Origin of the sequence: Streptomyces sp. NPDC093801, from assembly GCF_040701585.1 — a bacterium.
Taxonomy (GTDB): Bacteria; Actinomycetota; Actinomycetes; order Streptomycetales; family Streptomycetaceae; genus Streptomyces.
In genome coordinates, this window is the sequence record NZ_JBFBDP010000024.1 from 37,970 (window position 1) to 53,472 (window position 15,503).

Genomic DNA, 15,503 nt, shown 5'->3' on the forward strand with positions numbered 1-15,503 from the left:
TCGGTATGTCGAGGCGGAAGGGGTACGCGCCCCAGCATGGCGGGATGGCGCTGTCACGACGCGGACTGATGGGACTGGCGGGGGCCGCAGGGGCCGCGGGTGCGGTCGGGGCGGGGACGCCCGCCGGCCCCCGGCCGTCCGGCCGGGTCCGCACCGGCTTCGAACGGCTGGCCGCCGGCGGGTACGCGGAGCTCGCCGGCCGGCGGGTCGGGGTGGTCACCAACCCCACCGGGATCACCGCCGACGCCCGCCACCTGGTCGACGTGATGCACGCCGACGCACGGGTGGACCTGGTGGCGGTGTTCGGGCCGGAGCACGGCTTCCGGGGCACCGCGCAGGCGGGCGGCTCCGAGGGGGCCGCCCGCGATCCGGCGACGGGGCTGCCCGTGTACGACACGTACGGCAGGAGCGGGCGGCGGCTCGCGGACCTCTTCACCGCGGCGGGGATCGACACGCTGGTCTTCGACGTCCAGGACGTCGGGGCGCGCTTCTACACCTACGTCTGGACCCTCTACGACTGCATGCGCGCGGCCGCGACGGCCGGCAAGGAGGTCGTGGTCCTGGACCGGCCCAACCCGGTCGGCGGGCTCCGGGCCGCCGGGCCCGTACTGGAACGGCCGTACGCGAGCTTCGTGGGCCGCGAGCCGATCGCGCTCGCGCACGGGATGACGGTGGCCGAGCTGGCCCGGCTGTTCCACGGGGAGTTCCTCGGCGGCGCCGGGCCCCGGCTGCGGACGGTGCCGATGACGGGCTGGCGGCGGGGCTCGTTCTTCGGGGAGACCGGGCTGCCGTGGGTGCCGCCGAGCCCCAACGTGCCCACCCCGGACACGGCGCTCGTCTACGCCGGCACCTGCCTGTTCGAGGGCACCAACCTGTCCGAGGGCCGGGGCACGACCACCCCCTTCGAGCTGGTCGGCGCGGAGGGCGTCGACCGGCGGTGGGCGGAGGCGGCGAACGGGCTGGGGCTGGCGGGGGTGTGGTTCCGGGAGGCCTGGTTCACCCCGGCCTCCTCCAAGCACGCGGGGAGGGTGTGCGGCGGGATCCGGCTGGTCGTGCACGACCGGGAGGCCTTCGATCCGGTGCGGGCGGGGATCGGACTGCTGGTCACGGCTCGGCGGGCGTGGAGCGGGTTCGGCTGGCGGGCGGACCGCTGGATCGACCGGCTGACCGGGTCGGACCGGGTGCGGACGCTGGTGGACGCGGGGGCGGGGGTGGAGGAGGTCGCGGGCGACTGGGCGGCGGGGCTGGCGCGGTTCGCAGCGGTGCGGGAGGAGTACCTGCTCTACCCGTGACCGGACCCGGACCGGTGCTTCCGGGTGCCGCCCGGTGCCGCCACGGGTCCCGAGCGGACCGGTGCCGTCGCGGGTCTGGCCGTCGCGGCCCCGCGGCGGGATGCTGCGACCGACCCGGAGCAGGGCTCGGCGGAAGGGGTGCGTCATGGCGGACGGCGGAGCGGGGATCGGGGTCGGGCCGTACCAGGAGCTGACCTTCGACGCCCAGGGGGACGTGGACCCGGCCACGCGGGCCGCGGTGGCCCGGATGGAGGCGACCGACCTGCTGGTCTTCGCCCACGGGTGGAACAGCGACCGCTCCACGGCGACCCGGCTGTACGACAGCTTCTTCGCCCCCTTCCCCGGACTGGTGGGGTCGGGGGTGCGGCTGGGCTACGTGGGCGTGGTGTGGCCCTCGATGCGGTTCTCCGACGAGCCGATACCGGACTTCGATCCGCACGGCGCGCTCGCGGGTGCCCCCGCCGGCCCCGCCCTGGACGCGGCGACCCGCGGGGCACTGGACGGGTTCTGGCCCGGACGCGGCCCGGAACTGGACCGGATCGCCGCGCTGCTGGAGGAACGGCCCGACGCTGGGGCCGCGTTCACCGAGTTCGCGGCGCTGGTGCGGGAGCTCGTGGGCGCGGGGCCGGCGGGTCCGCCGGCGGTCGCGCCCCCCGGTGTGCCGGACGTCTTCTCCCTGGACGCGGTGGCGGTGTGCCGCGCCCTGACCGCCGCCCTGGCCGAGGCGGGCGCGGCCCCGGGGGAGGACCCGGCGGGCCCCGCGCCGGACGGGGCCCGCGCGGACTTCGGGCCGGGCGACGGGCTGCGCGCCCTGTGGGGCGGCGCCAAGGAGCTGCTGCGCCAGGCGACGTACTACGAGATGAAGAGACGGGCCGGGGTGGTCGGCGAGCACGGGCTGGGACCGGTGCTGACGGACCTCGCGGCACGCCGGCCCGCCCTGCGCTTCCACCTCATCGGCCACAGCTTCGGGGCGCGGGTGGTGTCGTTCTCCCTGCGCGCCGTGCCCGAGGGGGCGCGCCACGTGAAGTCGCTGACGCTGCTCCAGGGGGCCTTCTCCCACTACGCGTTCAGCGACCGGCTCCCCCACGACCCGGGGCGCGGCGGAGTCCTGCGCGGGCTCCAGCGCCGGGTGGACGGACCGGTGGTGGCCTGCCATTCCTCCCACGACTCGGCGCTCGGTGTGTTCTATCCGCTGGCCTCCCGGACGGCGGGGGATTCGGCCGGTCTGCTCGGCTTCGACGAACGGTGGGGCGCGATCGGGCACGACGGGGTGCAGGCGGTGCCCGGCACCCTGCGGATGGCCCTGGACAGGGCCCTGAGCGGGGGGCTTCCGGGGTCCGGCTGCGTCAGCGTGGACGCGGGTTCCGTGGTCCGCCGCGGCGGCCCCCCGTCGGGGGCGCACAGCGACATCTGCCACGAGGAGCTGGCCCGGATCGTGGTCGGCGCGGGGCGCATGGGGCGCTGACTTCCGGCCATGTGCCACCCGCACGCCTCGACCGCCCCCGCATGCGCCCGCACCCCCTCGGGCATGTTGGGCACATCGGGGCGGGCTGCTTCGTTCTACGCGGTAGCGCGGGGCGGGACGGGTGAAGACAGGCGGGGGTACGGCGGAGGTGAAGGTACGGTGGCGGGTTTTCGGAGTCTGGCCTACCAGGTGCGTGACGCGCGCAACGACCGGGCCCTGCGGCGCCATTCGCTGCGCCGCTGCCTGGAGCGGTTCGCGCCCTACGGGCACCGGGCGACGTGGTGGCACCTGTGCGACCGGCACGGGATCGCCCCGGAGGACCGGGGCGCGGATCCGCTGCGGCTGGTCGCGGCGCTGGAGGAGCTGGAGGACGCGCGGGCGGTCTGGCTGGAGTACGAGAAGCAGTTCGCGGAGCGGCGCAGACGCGAGAAGCACGACGGGGTGCGGCAGCCGGAGTGGGCCTGGGGCGGCAGCGGGGACGCCGTGGTGCGGTGCGCCGATCCGGGCGTACGGCCGGAGGGGACGCTCGGCGAGGTGCTGAGACGGCTGGTGCGGGCTTTGGAGTCGGAGCCGGGGACGGCGTGCCCGGTCTGCGGCGAACGCGAACTGCGCTGGTCTCCCGCGCTGTCGGGGCCGGCGGCGTGGGGCGGGGCCTGGGCATGGGACGGGCCGGTGTGCGGGGGCTGCGGGATCGTGGTGCCGCGGCCGGCGCTGGCGGACGCGGCGGTGGTGCATCCGGCATCGGCGGACGCGGCATGAGCGGGGCGGAACCCGGGAGCGGGGCGGGGCCCGGGAGCGGGGCGGGACCCGGCCGCGGGGCGGGCGGGGGCGACCGGCCGGACGGGGACCGCGCCGCCGGTGACGGCCCCGACGCGGTCGGGGACGGGCGGGGTCCCGCGGTGCAGGCCGCGCTGAACGGCTCGCGCGGCGCCGGCGACGGGGGCGCGGTGCCGTTGTCCCCGGCGGATCTGGCGGAGTCGGCGCTGGCCGCGGTCGCGGCCGGTGCCGCCGAGGTGCTGGTGCATCCCAGGACCCCGTGCGGGCGGGAGAGCCTCTCGCCCCGGGTGGTCGGGCCGCTGCTGACGGAGTTGCGCGGCGCGGGGGTCCGCGTACCGCTGTCGGTGCCGGCGGGTGTGGCGGCCGAGCCGGATCCGGCGGGGCGGCTGGAGCGGGTGCGTTCCTGGAGCGTGCTGCCGGACCGCGCGGCGGTGCCGTTCGCGGACGCGGGCGCACGGGAGCTGGGGCGGGCCCTGCTGGAGCGCGGGGTGGCGGTGGACGCCGTGGTCCCGCTGGGCGGCGCGGCCGGGGCGGAGCCGCTGGCGCGCTTCCTGGCGTGGAGCCCGCCGGTGCACGGGAGGGTCCGGCTGGTCGTCGAGCTGGCGGAGGACGACCCGGCGCTGGTGGCCGGGCTGCGCCGGCTGCCGCCGGTGCCGGTCGTGCTGTACGGGCGGGAGGACGCGGCCTGGCCCGTGATGCGGCTGGCCGCGCGGTGCGGCGCCGGCGTGCGGATCGGCGCGGCGGAGGTGCTGGTCCTGCCCGACGGCCGGCCGGCGCGCTCGAACGCCGAACTCGTCTCGGCCGCCGTGCGGTTGTGGCGGGGCGCTAGGACGACAGCCGGGAGCCGGTGAGGTTCTCGCCGAAGGCGTCGTCCGGGTTGGACAGCGCGCAGTTCTTCAGCGAGAGGCAGCCGCAGCCGATGCAGTCCGACAAGTGGTCGCGCAGGCGGCTGAGTTGGCTGATCCGCCGGTCGAGCTCGGTGCGCCAGTTCTCGGACAGCCGGGCCCAGTCCTCCCGGGTGGGGGTCCGCTCCTCGGGCAGCTCGGACAGCGCGTCGCGGATGTGGGCGAGGGGGATCCCGACGCGCTGGGCGGCGCGCACGAACGCCACCCGGCGCAGCGTCTCGCGGGTGTAGCGCCGCTGGTTGCCGGGGGTGCGGCGGCTGCTGATCAGGCCCTTGGTCTCGTAGAAGTGCAGGGCGGAGACGGCCGCCCCGCTGCGCGCGGACAGCTGGCCGACGGTGAGTTCGTGGACTTTCTCGGGAATCTGCGGCACGTGTCCGAGGGTAGTCGCAGGTCCGTTGACAGGGGCGCGGGGCCCCAGCATGCTGAGCAAGCGCTTATTCACAGCTTGCAGGGCCGGATCCAGTGGAAGACAGGGGCAGGGCATGGCCGAACCGAGGATCTTCACGTCCGCCGAGGAGCTGCACGCCGCGATCGGCGAACCGCTCGGGCCGAGCGGGTGGCTGGAGGTGGACCAGAAGCGGATCGACCTCTTCGCGGACGCGACCGGCGACCACCAGTGGATCCACGTGGACCCGGAACGGGCCGCCGCCGGACCCTTCGGCTCCACCATCGCGCACGGCTATCTGACGCTGTCCCTGCTGCCCAGCCTGGTGCCGCAGGTCATGCGGGTCGAGGGCATGCGAATGGGCATCAACTACGGCCTGGGCAAGGTGCGTTTCCCGGCGCCGGTACCGGTCGGCTCGCGGCTGCGCGCCACCGCCGTGATCACCGAGGTCACGGAGGCGGGCGGCGGCGTGCAGGTCGCGGCGACCGTGACGGTCGGGCGCGAGGGCGGCGAGAAGCCGGTGTGCGTGGCGGAGTCGCTGTCCCGCTACTACTTCTGAGCGGGCCCGCCGGCCGGGCGCGCGCCCACCATCCGCAGGACGAGGTCGGCGTAGAGGGCGCCGACCTCGTCGGGCGTGCGCCGTCCGTCGGCGTTGAACCAGCGGGCCACGTCGATGCACAGGGACAGCACGGCGAGGGTGGTGCCCGGGACGTCGGGGACGTCGAACTCCCCCGCCCGCACGCCCTCCGTGAGGATGCGCCGCACGGCGGCGTCGCTGAGGCGGCGCAGGGCGACGATCTCGGAGCGGTGCTCCGGGGCGAGGGCGTCGAGCTCGTACTGGACCACCCGCGCGGTGGTGTGGTGCGCGGCGTGCCAGCGCACGAAGGACCGTACGGCGGCGTCGAGCCGCTCGGCCGCCGCCCCCGGGCCGGAGGCGGCGGTCTCCAGGATCTCCAGGGCCTTGTCGTGGCCGATGCGGCTGATCCGGTGGAGGAGCTCTTCCTTGGTCTTGTAGTGGATGTAGAGGGCCGCGGGGCTCATGCCGGCGCGTCCCGCGATGTCGCGGGTGGTGGTCGCGTGGTAGCCGCGCTCCGCGAAGGCCTCGACGGCGGCCACGAGCAGGCGCCGCGCGGCGTCCGGGGTGACCTCCGACCACGCCTGGTAGCCGTCGGTGGTCTCCGCCGCGCTGTCCATCGCTCACCTCTCCGCCCTGTAGGAATGGAACAGCTTACCGGAGGGTGAGCAAGCGCTTAGGAACCCTGTGCGGGCCCTGCGCTCAGAAGGCGGAGACCCCGGTGCGGGCCCGGCCGATGAGCAGCTTCTGGATCTGGCTGGTGCCCTCGTAGAGGGTCATGACGCGGGCGTCGCGCAGCAGCTTCCCGGCCGGGTACTCGTCGATGTAGCCGTAGCCGCCGTGTACCTGCAGGGCGTTGGAGGCGGCGCGCACGGCGGCCTCGGAGGCGAAGAGCTTGGCGGTGGAGGCCTCGGTGGCGAAGGGGCGTCCCCGGTCGACCAGGTCGGCGACCCGCCAGGTGAGCAGCCGGGCCGCGTCCACGTCGACGGAGATGTCGGCGATCAGTTCCTGGACCAGCTGGTGGTGGGCGATCGGCTTGCCGAACTGCTCGCGCTGCGCCGCGTACGAGACGGCCGCGTCCAGGGCCGCCTGGGCGATGCCGACGCAGCCGGCGGCGACCGACATCCGGCCCTTGGCGAGGGCCGACATGGCGACGGAGAAGCCCTTGCCCTCGGGCCCGAGCATCGCGGAGGCGGGGACGCGGACGCCGTCGAGGGTCAGCTCGGCGGTGGCCTGGCCGCGCAGGCCGAGCTTGCCGTGTACCTCCCGGCGGGTCAGGCCGGGGGTGTCGGCGGGGACGAGGAAGGCGGAGATCCCGCGGTGGCCGGGCGTGGCGGGGTCGGTCCGGGCGAACAGCAGGACCACGTCGGCCCAGGTGCCGTTGGTGATGAACATCTTGCTGCCGCTGATGGCGTACGAGTCCCCCTCGCGGACGGCGCGGGTGGTGAGGGCGGCCGCGTCGGAGCCGGTGCCGGGTTCGGTCAGGCCGAAGCAGCCGAGCGCCGCGCCGGAGCAGAGGCGGGGCAGCCAGGTGCGCTTCTGCTCCTCGGTCCCCCAGGCGGCGACGGTCTTGGCGACGAGCCCGAGGGAGACGGAGACGATGCCGCGCACGGCGGAGTCCCCGCGACCGAGCTCCTCGGTGACCAGCACGTAGGAGAGGTGGTCGCCGCCGGAGCCGCCGTACTCCTCCGGGACGGTCAGGCCGAGGAAGCCGAGGTCACCGAGCTTCTTCACGATCGACCGGTCCACGCTCTCGGCGCGGTCCCACGCGGCGGCGTACGGGGACACCTCACGGTCGGTGAACGCGCGGGCGAGGCGGCGCACGGCCTCCTGCTCCTCGCTGAGCTCCAGGTTCACAGGATCCCTCCGGGGCGTGGGCAGGGTTTAACTAGCAGCGCTAGTTTATGGCGGGGCAGGGCCTACTATGTGGCGCATGGCCAGACCGCGCAAGCCCCTCCTCAGCAGAGACCGCATCGTCGAGGCGGCGGGGGAGCTGGTGGACGCGGAGGGGCTGGAGGCGGTCTCGACGCGGCGGCTGGCGGCCGCGCTCGGGGTGAGCGGCCCGTCCCTCTACAACCACTTCCGGACGAAGGACGAGATCCTGGAGGCGGTGGCGGACGCGGTGAGCGCCCGGGTCGACCTGTCGATGTTCGACGGCGCCGGCGCCGGCGCGGACGGGGAGGCGGCGGGGGAACCGGACTGGCGGGGGGCGCTGCACGCCTGGGCCCACTCCTACCGGGACGCCCTGGCCGACCACCCGAACATCGTGCCGGTACTGGCCCGGGGCCCGGGCCGCCGCCCGGCGGGGCTCCGCCTGGCGGACGCGGTGTTCGGCGCCATGACGGCGGCGGGCTGGCCCCCGGCCCACGCGACCCGGATCGGCGCCCTGATGCGGTACTTCATCCTGGGCTCGGCGGTGGCCTCCTTCGCCGGGGGCTTCGTGGACGACGAGACGGCGTACGACCCGGCGGACTACCCGCACCTGGGCCAGGCCCACCTCCTGGCGGACCGCAGGCGCGAGGTGGACGAGGGCGCGTTCGAGACGGGCCTCACGGCCCTCCTGGACGGCCTGGCCCTCCAGTACGAGGCCCTTCGCCCCGCCCCACCGGCCCCCTGACGAGGCCCGGCCACCCACCCACGCCCGGGCCCACGCCCACGCTGCGCCGGCGCATGCGCCTGCGCCAACGCCCGCACCCACGCCTGAGCCTGCGCTGCGGCGACGCCCGTGTCGGCGCCCACCACCCGCACCCACGCCTGAGCCTGCGCTGCGGCGACGCCCGCGCCCTGCGCCCGCGCCCTGCGCCGACGTCGGCGCCCACCGCCCGCACCGACGCCTGAGCCCACGCCTGTGCCCGCACCCTCGCGCGGCTGCGCCCTCGCCGGCTAGAACACGACCAGCGACCGGCCGCCCTTGCCCGCGACCATCGCCTCGAACGCGGCCGGAATCCCCTCCAGCCCGATCCGGTCGGTGACCATCGCCCCGAGGTCGAGCCGCCCGGCCCGCACGTGCTCGGCGATCACCGGTAGGTCCCGCGCCGGGTCGCTGTTCCCGTACACGCACCCGCTGAGCGTCCGCGCGAAGTGGAAGATCTCCAGCGCGTGGAAGGAAACCCGCTGCTCCTTCCCGCCGATGCCGACGACCGTCGTCCGCCCGCCCCGCCGGGTCGAGTCCCAGGCCGCCCGGATGGTCTCCGCCCGCCCCACGCACTCCACGGCGACGTCGGCCCCCCGCCCGCCGGTCAGCGCGCGGACCTCCTTCGCGGTGGTCTCGGAGGCGAGCACGAACGCGGTGGCCCCGGCGGCCCGCGCCAGCTCCTCCTTGGCCGGGGAGACGTCGACCGCCACGACCGGCCCCGCCCCGGCGATCCGCGCCGCCTGGAGGGCCGCGAGCCCGACCCCGCCGACGCCGAACACCGCCACCGACTCCCCCGGCCGGACCTGCGCGCTGTGGTGCACGGCCCCGTAGCCGGTCAGCACCGCGCAGCCCAGCAGCGCGGCCTCCTGGAGCGGGATCCCGGCGGGCGCGGGCAGCACGCAGTTCGCCGCGACGACGGTCTCCTCGGCGAACGCGGCGACGTTCAGCCCGGGGTGCAGTTCCACGCCCCGGGCGTCATGGGCGTGGACCGCCCCGACCCCGGACAGGGCCTTGGCGCAGAGCCAGACCTCGCCGATCCCGCAGTGGTGGCATTCCCCGCAGGACGGAGCCCAGTTGAGCACCACCCCGTCGCCCGGGGCGACATGGGTCACGCCCTCCCCGACGGCGAGGACCGTCCCCGCGCCCTCGTGGCCGAGGACCGCGGGAACGGGCACCCGCATGGTGCCGTCGGCGAGGGAGAGGTCGGAGTGGCAGACGCCGGCCGCGGCGAGCCGGACCCGGACCTGTCCGGGTCCGGGATCGGGCAGCACGATCTCCCGTATCTCCAGCGGGGCTCCGACGGCGGGCAGGATGGCGGCGCGGACCATGGTCGTCGTCTCCGTCTCGTGTGTGCGGGGGCTCGGTCGCCGGGGTTCGGACCCGGCCCGGGACGTGCTCAGAACTGCAGGGACTTGGTCTGGAGGTACTCCCCCAGGCCGTGCGGGCCCAGCTCGCGGCCGACACCCGACTGCTTGTAGCCGCCGAAGGGCGCGAGCACGTTGAAGCGGCCGCCGTTGATGTCCACCTGCCCGGTGTCCATCCGGCGGGCGAACGCCACCGCCGTATCGGCGTCCGCGGCCCACACCGCGCCGCCCAGGCCGTAGACGGTGCTGTTGGCGATCCGCAGGGCCTCGTCCTCGTCCTCGTAGGAGAGGATCGCCAGCACGGGGCCGAAGATCTCCTCCTGGGCGATGGTCATGTCGGGGGTGACGTCGGCGAAGACGGTCGGGGCGACGAAGTACCCGTGCTCGTGGGGCGCGTCGAGGCCGCCCGCGACCAGGCGCGCGCCTTCCTCGACGCCCTTGCCGATGTACCCGCGCACCCGGTCGCGCTGGGTGGCGTTGACGACCGGCCCGAGGCGGGTGCCCGGGTCGCGGGGGTCGCCCGAGGGGTACTTGGCGACGGTGGCGGCCGCGAGGGCGACGGCTTCCTCGTACTGGTCCCGGTGGACGAGCATGCGGGTGAGCGCGTTGCAGCTCTGGCCGGTGTTGTTCATGACGTGTCCGACGCCCGCCGCGACGGCCTTGGCCAGGTCGGCCCCGGGCAGGATGACGTTCGCCGACTTGCCGCCGAGTTCGAGGGCGACGCGCTTGACGGCGGCGCCGGCGATGGCGCCGATCTTCCGGCCGACGGCGGTCGAGCCGGTGAAGGAGACGAGGTCGACCCCCTCGTGCTCGGCGAGCGCCTGGCCGGCGACCGGGCCGGTACCGGTGACGAGGTTGAAGACCCCGGCCGGGATGCCCGCCTCGTGCACGGCCTCGGCGAAGAGCTGTGCGGTCAGCGGGGTGTCCTCGGCCGGCTTGAGGACGATGGTGCAGCCGGCGGCGAGAGCGGGTGCCACCTTGGCAACGACCTGGTGCAGGGGATAGTTCCAGGGCGTGATCGCCCCGACCACCCCGACCGGCTCCAGGAACACGGTGGAGTTGCCGAGCCGCTCCTCGAAGGCGTACGAGGCGGCCAGCTCCGCGTACGAGGAGGCGACCGCGACGGGCGCGCCGACGTGGACGGCCTCCGCGAAGCCGATCGGGGAGCCGAGTTCGGCGGTGATGGTCTCCGCGAACTCGGCCTTGCGGGCGACGAGCACGTCCCGCAGGGCCCCGATCAGCGCGGCCCGCTCGGCCGCGGGGGTGGCCGCCCAGCCCGGGAAGGCCGCGCGGGCGGCCCGTACGGCCGCGTCCACGTCCTCGGCGCTGCCGGCGGGGACGCCGGCGATGATCTGCTCGTCGGCCGGGTTGACGACCTCGATGCGGCCGGATCCGGCGGCGGGCCGCCACTCCCCGCCGATGTACATCCCGTCGTGGGCCTTCATCGCATTCCTCCCGAGCACGCACGAGCGCGTAGACGCGCGGACCTGACGTCGCGACCACCCTACAAACTAGCGGCGGTAGTTTTCGGACGGCCAGGGGTCGCGCGGGTCAGATGATGCCGAAAAGCATCCCCGCGCCCAGGACGACGAGGGAGGTCAGGGCCGCCCATTTCACGGTGAACCGGGTGTGGTCGCCGAACTCGACCCCGGCCATGCCGACCAGGACGTAGACGGCCGGAACCAGCGGGCTGGACATGTGCAGGGCCTGGCCGACCAGGGCGGCGCGGGCGATCTCGAGCGGGGCGACCCCGTGGGCGGCGCCCGCCTCGGCCAGGACCGGCAGGACGCCGAAGTAGAAGCCGTCGTTCGACATGAAGTAGGTGAGGGGCAGGCTCAGCAGGCCGGTGACCAGGGCCATGTGCGGCCCCATGCCGTCGGGGATCGCGCCGACCAGCCAGTCGGCCATGTGCTTGACCATGCCGGTGCCGGAGAGGACGCCGGTGAACACGGCGGCGGCGAAGACCATCCCGGCGACGTTGAGGACGTTGTCGGCGTGGGCGGCGATCCGGGCCTTCTGGTCGGGCATGTGCGGGAAGTTCACCGTCAGGGCGAGCGCGGCGCCGAGGAGGAAGAGCACCGGGATGGGCAGCAGCTCCATGATCATCGCGGTGAGCAGGGCGGCGGTGAGGGCCGCGTTGAACCAGTAGAGGCGCGGGCGCAGGGTCGGCCGGCGCGGGTCCAGGCCCTGGATGTCCTCGGGCGAGGGGGCGGGGGCGGAGCCGCCGGCCTCGGGGGCGGGCGCGGGGGCCGTGTCCGTACCGGCGCCGCTGCCACCGCCGGTGCGGGAGCCGCCGGCTGCGGCCTTCGCCCCGGATCCGGCCGCGACCAGGGTCCCGGACCCCGCCCCGGCCTCGACGTCGGACTCCTCCGCGGCCGGGTCCCCGGGCAGGGCCAGGGAGCCGACGCGGCGGCGCTCGCGCAGACCCAGTGCGTAGGCCAGGACGAACACGAAGACCAGGCCGACGGCCAGGGCCGGGATCATCGGGACGAAGATGTCCGCCGCGTCGAGCTTGAGCGCGGTGGCGGCGCGGGCGGTGGGGCCGCCCCAGGGCAGGGTGTTCATGACGCCGTTGGCGGTCGCGGCGACACCGGTCATGACCACCAGGCTGAGGCCGAGCCGCTTGTAGAGCGGGTACATGGCCGAGACGGTGATCATGAAGGTGGTCGACCCGTCGCCGTCGAGGGAGACGACCGCCGCGAGGACGGCCGTGCCGACCACCACCCGCATGGGGTCGGCCTTGCAGAACCGCAGGATGGCCCGGACGACCGGGTCGAAGAGGCCGACGTCGATCATCAGACCGAAGTAGACGATGGCGAACATCAGCATGGCCGCGGTCGGCGCGAGCTTGCCGACCCCGTCGATGACGTAGTCCCCCAGGTGCGCGCCCTTGCCGGCGAACACGCAGAAGAGCGCGGGGATGAGGACGAGCGCCGCGATGGGCGACATTTTCTTCAGCATGATCAGGACCAGGAACGTCGCGATCATGGCGAAGCCGAGGAAGGTCAGCATGCAGGGAAGGTAGGTGCCGCCTCCTGGGGCCAACAAGACGTCCGAGCGTGAGCAATACGAGCAAAACCCCAGCTCAGGGCAGGGGTGTCAGGGTGACGGGGAAGCCGTTGAGCACCGCGGTGCCCGACAGCGGGTCGAGGCGGCTGCCGTCGAGGAGCTGGTTGACGTTGACCCCCGGCTCGGCGCCGGCCACCGCGAGCCGGGTGCCGCCGCGGTCGTGGCCCCAGCCGTGCGGGAGGCTGACCACGCCGGTGCGGACGGCGTCGGTGACCTCCACCGGGACGTCCACGCTGCCGCCGTCGGCGGTGACCCGGGCCCGGCCGCCGTCGGCGAGGCCCAGGCGGTCGGCGTCCCGGGGGTGGACCTGGAGGGTGCAGCGGTTGGAACCTCCGACGAGGGCCGGGACGTTGTGCAGCCAGCTGTTGTTGGACCGCAGGTGGCGGCGGCCCACGAGCACCAGGGCGGCGGGGCGTTCGGCGAGCGCCGCGCGCAGCCGGGGGAGCTCGGCCGCGATCGGGGCCGGCAGCAGCTCGATCCTGCCGCTGCGGGTCCTCAGCAGGCCGGGGAGCCGGGGCCGCAGCGGGCCCAGGTCGATGCCGTGCGGGTGCGCGAGGAGCCGTTCCAGGCTGAGCCCGCCCTCCGCCGCCTCGGGGCCGGCGGCGCCGAACAGGTCGCCGTACGGGCCGAGTCGGAGCATCAGGTCGAGTCTGCGCTCGGGCCCGTTCTCGCCCGTGAGCAGTCCCGCGAGGCGTTCCGGGTCGCTTCCGTGCAGGGGGGAGTGCCGGTCGGCGGTCTCCTTCGCGAGGGCGGCCCGGATCGCCATGTCGTCGACGGCGGAGGGCTCGGCGGAGCCGTGCGTGCCGGAGACGGCGAGGACGAGGCGGGCGAGGATCTCGCACTCGTCGAGCCGGTCCCTCTCCAGGGGGACGGCGGGCCGGGTGTAGCGGACCTGGTTGCGGACGGCGAACCCGTTGAAGGCGAAGTCGTGGTGCGCGCTCTGGGAGGGCGGCGGCGGGGGCAGGACGACGTGGGCGTGGCGGGAGGTCTCGTTCAGGTAGGGGTCGACGCTCACCATGAAGTCGAGCCCGGCCAGGGCCGCGTCGAGCCGCCGGCCGTCGGGGGCGGACAGCACGGGGTTGGCGGCGATGGCGATCAGGGCGCGGACGCGCCCCTCCCCCGGCGTTTCGATCTCCTCGGCCAGGGCGGCGGTGGGCAGCTCGCTCTTGACCTCGGGGTGCCCGCTGACCCTGCTGTGCCAGCGGCCGAGCGCGAACCCCCTGCCGGGCCCGGCGGGACGGGGCCGCGGGCCGGTGGCGGGGAGCGGGAAGAGGGCCCCGCCGGGGCGGTCGAGGTTGCCGGTGAGGACGTTCAGCACGTCGACGAGCCAGCTCGCGAGCGTCCCGTACTCCACGGTGCAGCTGCCGATCCGCCCGTAGACGGCGGCGGTCGGCGAGGCCGCGAGCTCCCGGGCGAGGGTGCGGATCTCCCCGGCCGGCAGGTCGCAGGCGGGGGCGACGGCCTCGGGAGTGAAACGGGCGAGGGCGTCGGCGAGTTCCCCGAGTCCTTCGGTGTGCTGCGCGAGCGGGCCCGGCTCGGCGAGCTTCTCCTCCAGGAGGGTGTGCGCGAGCGCCGCCAGCAACAGGGCGTCGCTGCCGGGGCGCGGCGCGAGGTGCCGGTCGGCGAGCCGGGCGGTGCGGGTGCGGCGCGGGTCGACGACGACGAGGGTGCCGCCCCTGGACCGCAGGGCCTTGAGCCGGCCGGGGAAGTCGGGGGCGGTGCACAGGGAGCCGTTGGACTCGACGGGGTTGGCGCCGATCAGCAGGAGGAAGTCCGTGCGGTCCAGGTCGGGCACCGGGATGGCGAAGGGGTCGCCGAACAGGAGCCCGCTGGAGACGTGCTTGGGCATCTGGTCGAGGGTGCTGGCGGTGAAGAGGTTGCGGGTGCCCAGGGCGCCGAGGAGCATCGGCGGGTAGAGGGCGCCGGCCATGGTGTGGACGTTGGGGTTGCCGAGGACGACGCCCACGGACTGGGCGCCGTGCTCCCGGACGAGGGCGGGGACGGCAGCGGCGACGGCCTCGAACGCCTCCTCCCAGCTCGCTTCCCGCAGCTGTCCGCCGCGCCGGACGAGGGGGGTGCGCAGCCGGTCGGGGTCGGCGTCCAGGGCGCCGAAGGCCGCTCCCTTGGGGCAGACGAAGCCGCGGCTGAAGACGTCGTCGCGGTCGCCGCGGGCGCCGGTGACGGTGGTGCCCTCGATGGTGAGGGTGAGGCCGCAGGTGGCCTCGCAGAGGGGGCAGATACGCGGGGCGGTGCGGGGCATGGACCCTCCTGGGTGCGGCAGGCGGCGACGCGGACCGGCGGAACCGGCGGGGCGCGGCGCGGGCCCGCGGGCGCCCCGAGCATACCGACCGGTAGGGAGGGTGGGGAGGGGGTTGCGGCAGCCCGTTCGGCCCCGCCGGGCGGGGCGGCCGGGTCAGTCCAGGACGCGGGCCAGGTAGGCGTGCATCATCGCCCGGGTCTCGTCGATGATCCCGGGGTCCCCGGCCGGGTCGGACCGGAAGGCCAGCTGGACGAGGGCGTCGGTCGCCTCGACGGCCACCAGGACAGCCCGTTCGAGGGCCGGGTCGGGGGTGAGCCCGAGGTGGGCGCACAGGAGTCCGGTGAGGCGGGCCGCGACCTGGTGGTTGGGGTCGGCGGCGGGGCCCTCCGCGGGCGGGGCGGGCACCCCGAAGTCGACCAGGGCGAAGCCGGGGACGGTGCGTTTCATGGCCAGGTACTCGTCGAGCACGGCGTCGACGACGGGCCGCCAGTGGGCGGCGGGGAGCAGGGCGAGCCGCGCGGTGACGCCCTCGGCGTAGCGGTCGAGGTTGCGCCGGGCCAGGGCGGCGGCCATCGCCCGCTTGTTGCCGAAGAAGCGGTAGACCGAGCCGATGGGGACGCCGGCGCGCAGGGCGACGGCGCGGGTGCTGAGGTTCTCGTACCCGGTCTCGTCGAGGAGTTCGGCGCAGGCGTCGAGGATCCGGGCGAGACGGTCGGCGCTGCGCTGCTGGACGGGGGTCCGGCGCAGGGGGTGGGCGGGAGGCACGGGATCCATCAT

General features: G+C 75.4%; 14 protein-coding genes. 6 read left to right on the forward strand and 8 right to left on the reverse strand.

Annotated features, from left to right (window positions below; all coding sequences use genetic code 11):
* The first annotated feature begins 44 nt into the window (after positions 1-44).
* The 4 genes from AB0469_RS26685 to AB0469_RS26700 all read left to right on the forward strand — a co-directional run bounded on the left by AB0469_RS26685 (position 45) and on the right by AB0469_RS26700 (position 4,385).
* The gene (locus tag AB0469_RS26685; RefSeq protein ID WP_366453982.1) at positions 45-1,292 is read left to right on the forward strand and encodes a DUF1343 domain-containing protein; all 1,248 of its coding nucleotides are present in this window, start codon (positions 45-47) and stop codon (positions 1,290-1,292) included.
* A gap of 145 nt (positions 1,293-1,437) precedes the next feature.
* Entirely contained in the window at positions 1,438-2,757 is a 1,320-nt protein-coding gene (locus tag AB0469_RS26690; protein ID WP_366453983.1) for a serine-threonine protein kinase, read from the forward strand.
* Positions 2,758-2,916: 159 nt separating this feature from the next.
* Positions 2,917-3,516 carry a hypothetical protein gene (locus AB0469_RS26695; protein ID WP_366453984.1) on the forward strand — a complete coding sequence of 200 codons (600 nt, stop codon included), beginning with the start codon at positions 2,917-2,919 and terminating at the stop codon, positions 3,514-3,516.
* Complete coding sequence (locus AB0469_RS26700) at positions 3,513-4,385, forward strand: 3-keto-5-aminohexanoate cleavage protein (RefSeq protein ID WP_366453985.1); 873 nt, start codon at positions 3,513-3,515, stop codon at positions 4,383-4,385. Before AB0469_RS26695 ends, AB0469_RS26700 begins: the two co-directional genes overlap by 4 nt.
* Here the strand turns inward: AB0469_RS26700 and soxR are convergent.
* Positions 4,360-4,809, reverse strand: coding sequence for a redox-sensitive transcriptional activator SoxR (gene soxR / locus AB0469_RS26705; protein WP_366453987.1), 450 nt, complete (start codon positions 4,807-4,809; stop codon positions 4,360-4,362). The genes AB0469_RS26700 and soxR overlap by 26 nt on opposite strands.
* Before the next feature lie 112 nt (positions 4,810-4,921).
* Here soxR and AB0469_RS26710 point away from each other — a divergent pair, with 112 nt between their 5' ends.
* Positions 4,922-5,383, forward strand: a complete 462-nt coding sequence (locus AB0469_RS26710) for a MaoC family dehydratase (RefSeq protein WP_366453988.1) — start codon at positions 4,922-4,924, stop codon at positions 5,381-5,383.
* Here the strand turns inward: AB0469_RS26710 and AB0469_RS26715 are convergent.
* Both AB0469_RS26715 and AB0469_RS26720 read right to left on the reverse strand, forming a co-directional pair.
* Positions 5,374-6,018: a TetR/AcrR family transcriptional regulator gene (locus tag AB0469_RS26715; RefSeq protein WP_366453989.1), complete on the reverse strand. Its 645-nt coding sequence runs from the start codon at positions 6,016-6,018 to the stop codon at positions 5,374-5,376. The two genes, AB0469_RS26710 and AB0469_RS26715, sit on opposite strands and share 10 nt — an antisense overlap.
* 82 nt (positions 6,019-6,100) lie before the next feature.
* Positions 6,101-7,255 (reverse strand): acyl-CoA dehydrogenase family protein, encoded by a 1,155-nt coding sequence (locus tag AB0469_RS26720; protein WP_366453990.1) that lies wholly within the window; start codon positions 7,253-7,255, stop codon positions 6,101-6,103.
* A gap of 76 nt (positions 7,256-7,331) precedes the next feature.
* Between AB0469_RS26720 and AB0469_RS26725 the strand changes: the two genes are divergently transcribed.
* On the forward strand, positions 7,332-8,015 hold the full coding sequence (locus AB0469_RS26725) for a TetR/AcrR family transcriptional regulator (protein WP_366453991.1): 684 nt from the start codon (positions 7,332-7,334) through the stop codon (positions 8,013-8,015).
* Positions 8,016-8,281: 266 nt separating this feature from the next.
* On the opposite strand, the gene AB0469_RS26730 is transcribed toward AB0469_RS26725, so the two are convergent.
* The 5 genes from AB0469_RS26730 to AB0469_RS26750 all read right to left on the reverse strand — a co-directional run bounded on the left by AB0469_RS26730 (position 8,282) and on the right by AB0469_RS26750 (position 15,500).
* On the reverse strand, positions 8,282-9,361 hold the full coding sequence (locus AB0469_RS26730; RefSeq protein WP_366453992.1) for a Zn-dependent alcohol dehydrogenase: 1,080 nt from the start codon (positions 9,359-9,361) through the stop codon (positions 8,282-8,284).
* 68 nt (positions 9,362-9,429) lie between these two features.
* A complete protein-coding gene (locus AB0469_RS26735; protein ID WP_366453993.1) occupies positions 9,430-10,842 on the reverse strand; it encodes an aldehyde dehydrogenase family protein in 1,413 nt (470 codons plus the stop codon).
* 106 nt (positions 10,843-10,948) lie between these two features.
* The gene (locus AB0469_RS26740; protein ID WP_366453994.1) at positions 10,949-12,409 is read right to left on the reverse strand and encodes a citrate:proton symporter; all 1,461 of its coding nucleotides are present in this window, start codon (positions 12,407-12,409) and stop codon (positions 10,949-10,951) included.
* A gap of 73 nt (positions 12,410-12,482) precedes the next feature.
* Positions 12,483-14,726: a molybdopterin oxidoreductase family protein gene (locus AB0469_RS26745; protein WP_366453995.1), complete on the reverse strand. Its 2,244-nt coding sequence runs from the start codon at positions 14,724-14,726 to the stop codon at positions 12,483-12,485.
* 153 nt (positions 14,727-14,879) lie between these two features.
* Complete coding sequence (locus AB0469_RS26750) at positions 14,880-15,500, reverse strand: TetR/AcrR family transcriptional regulator (protein ID WP_366454065.1); 621 nt, start codon at positions 15,498-15,500, stop codon at positions 14,880-14,882.
* Positions 15,501-15,503: the final 3 nt, after the last annotated feature.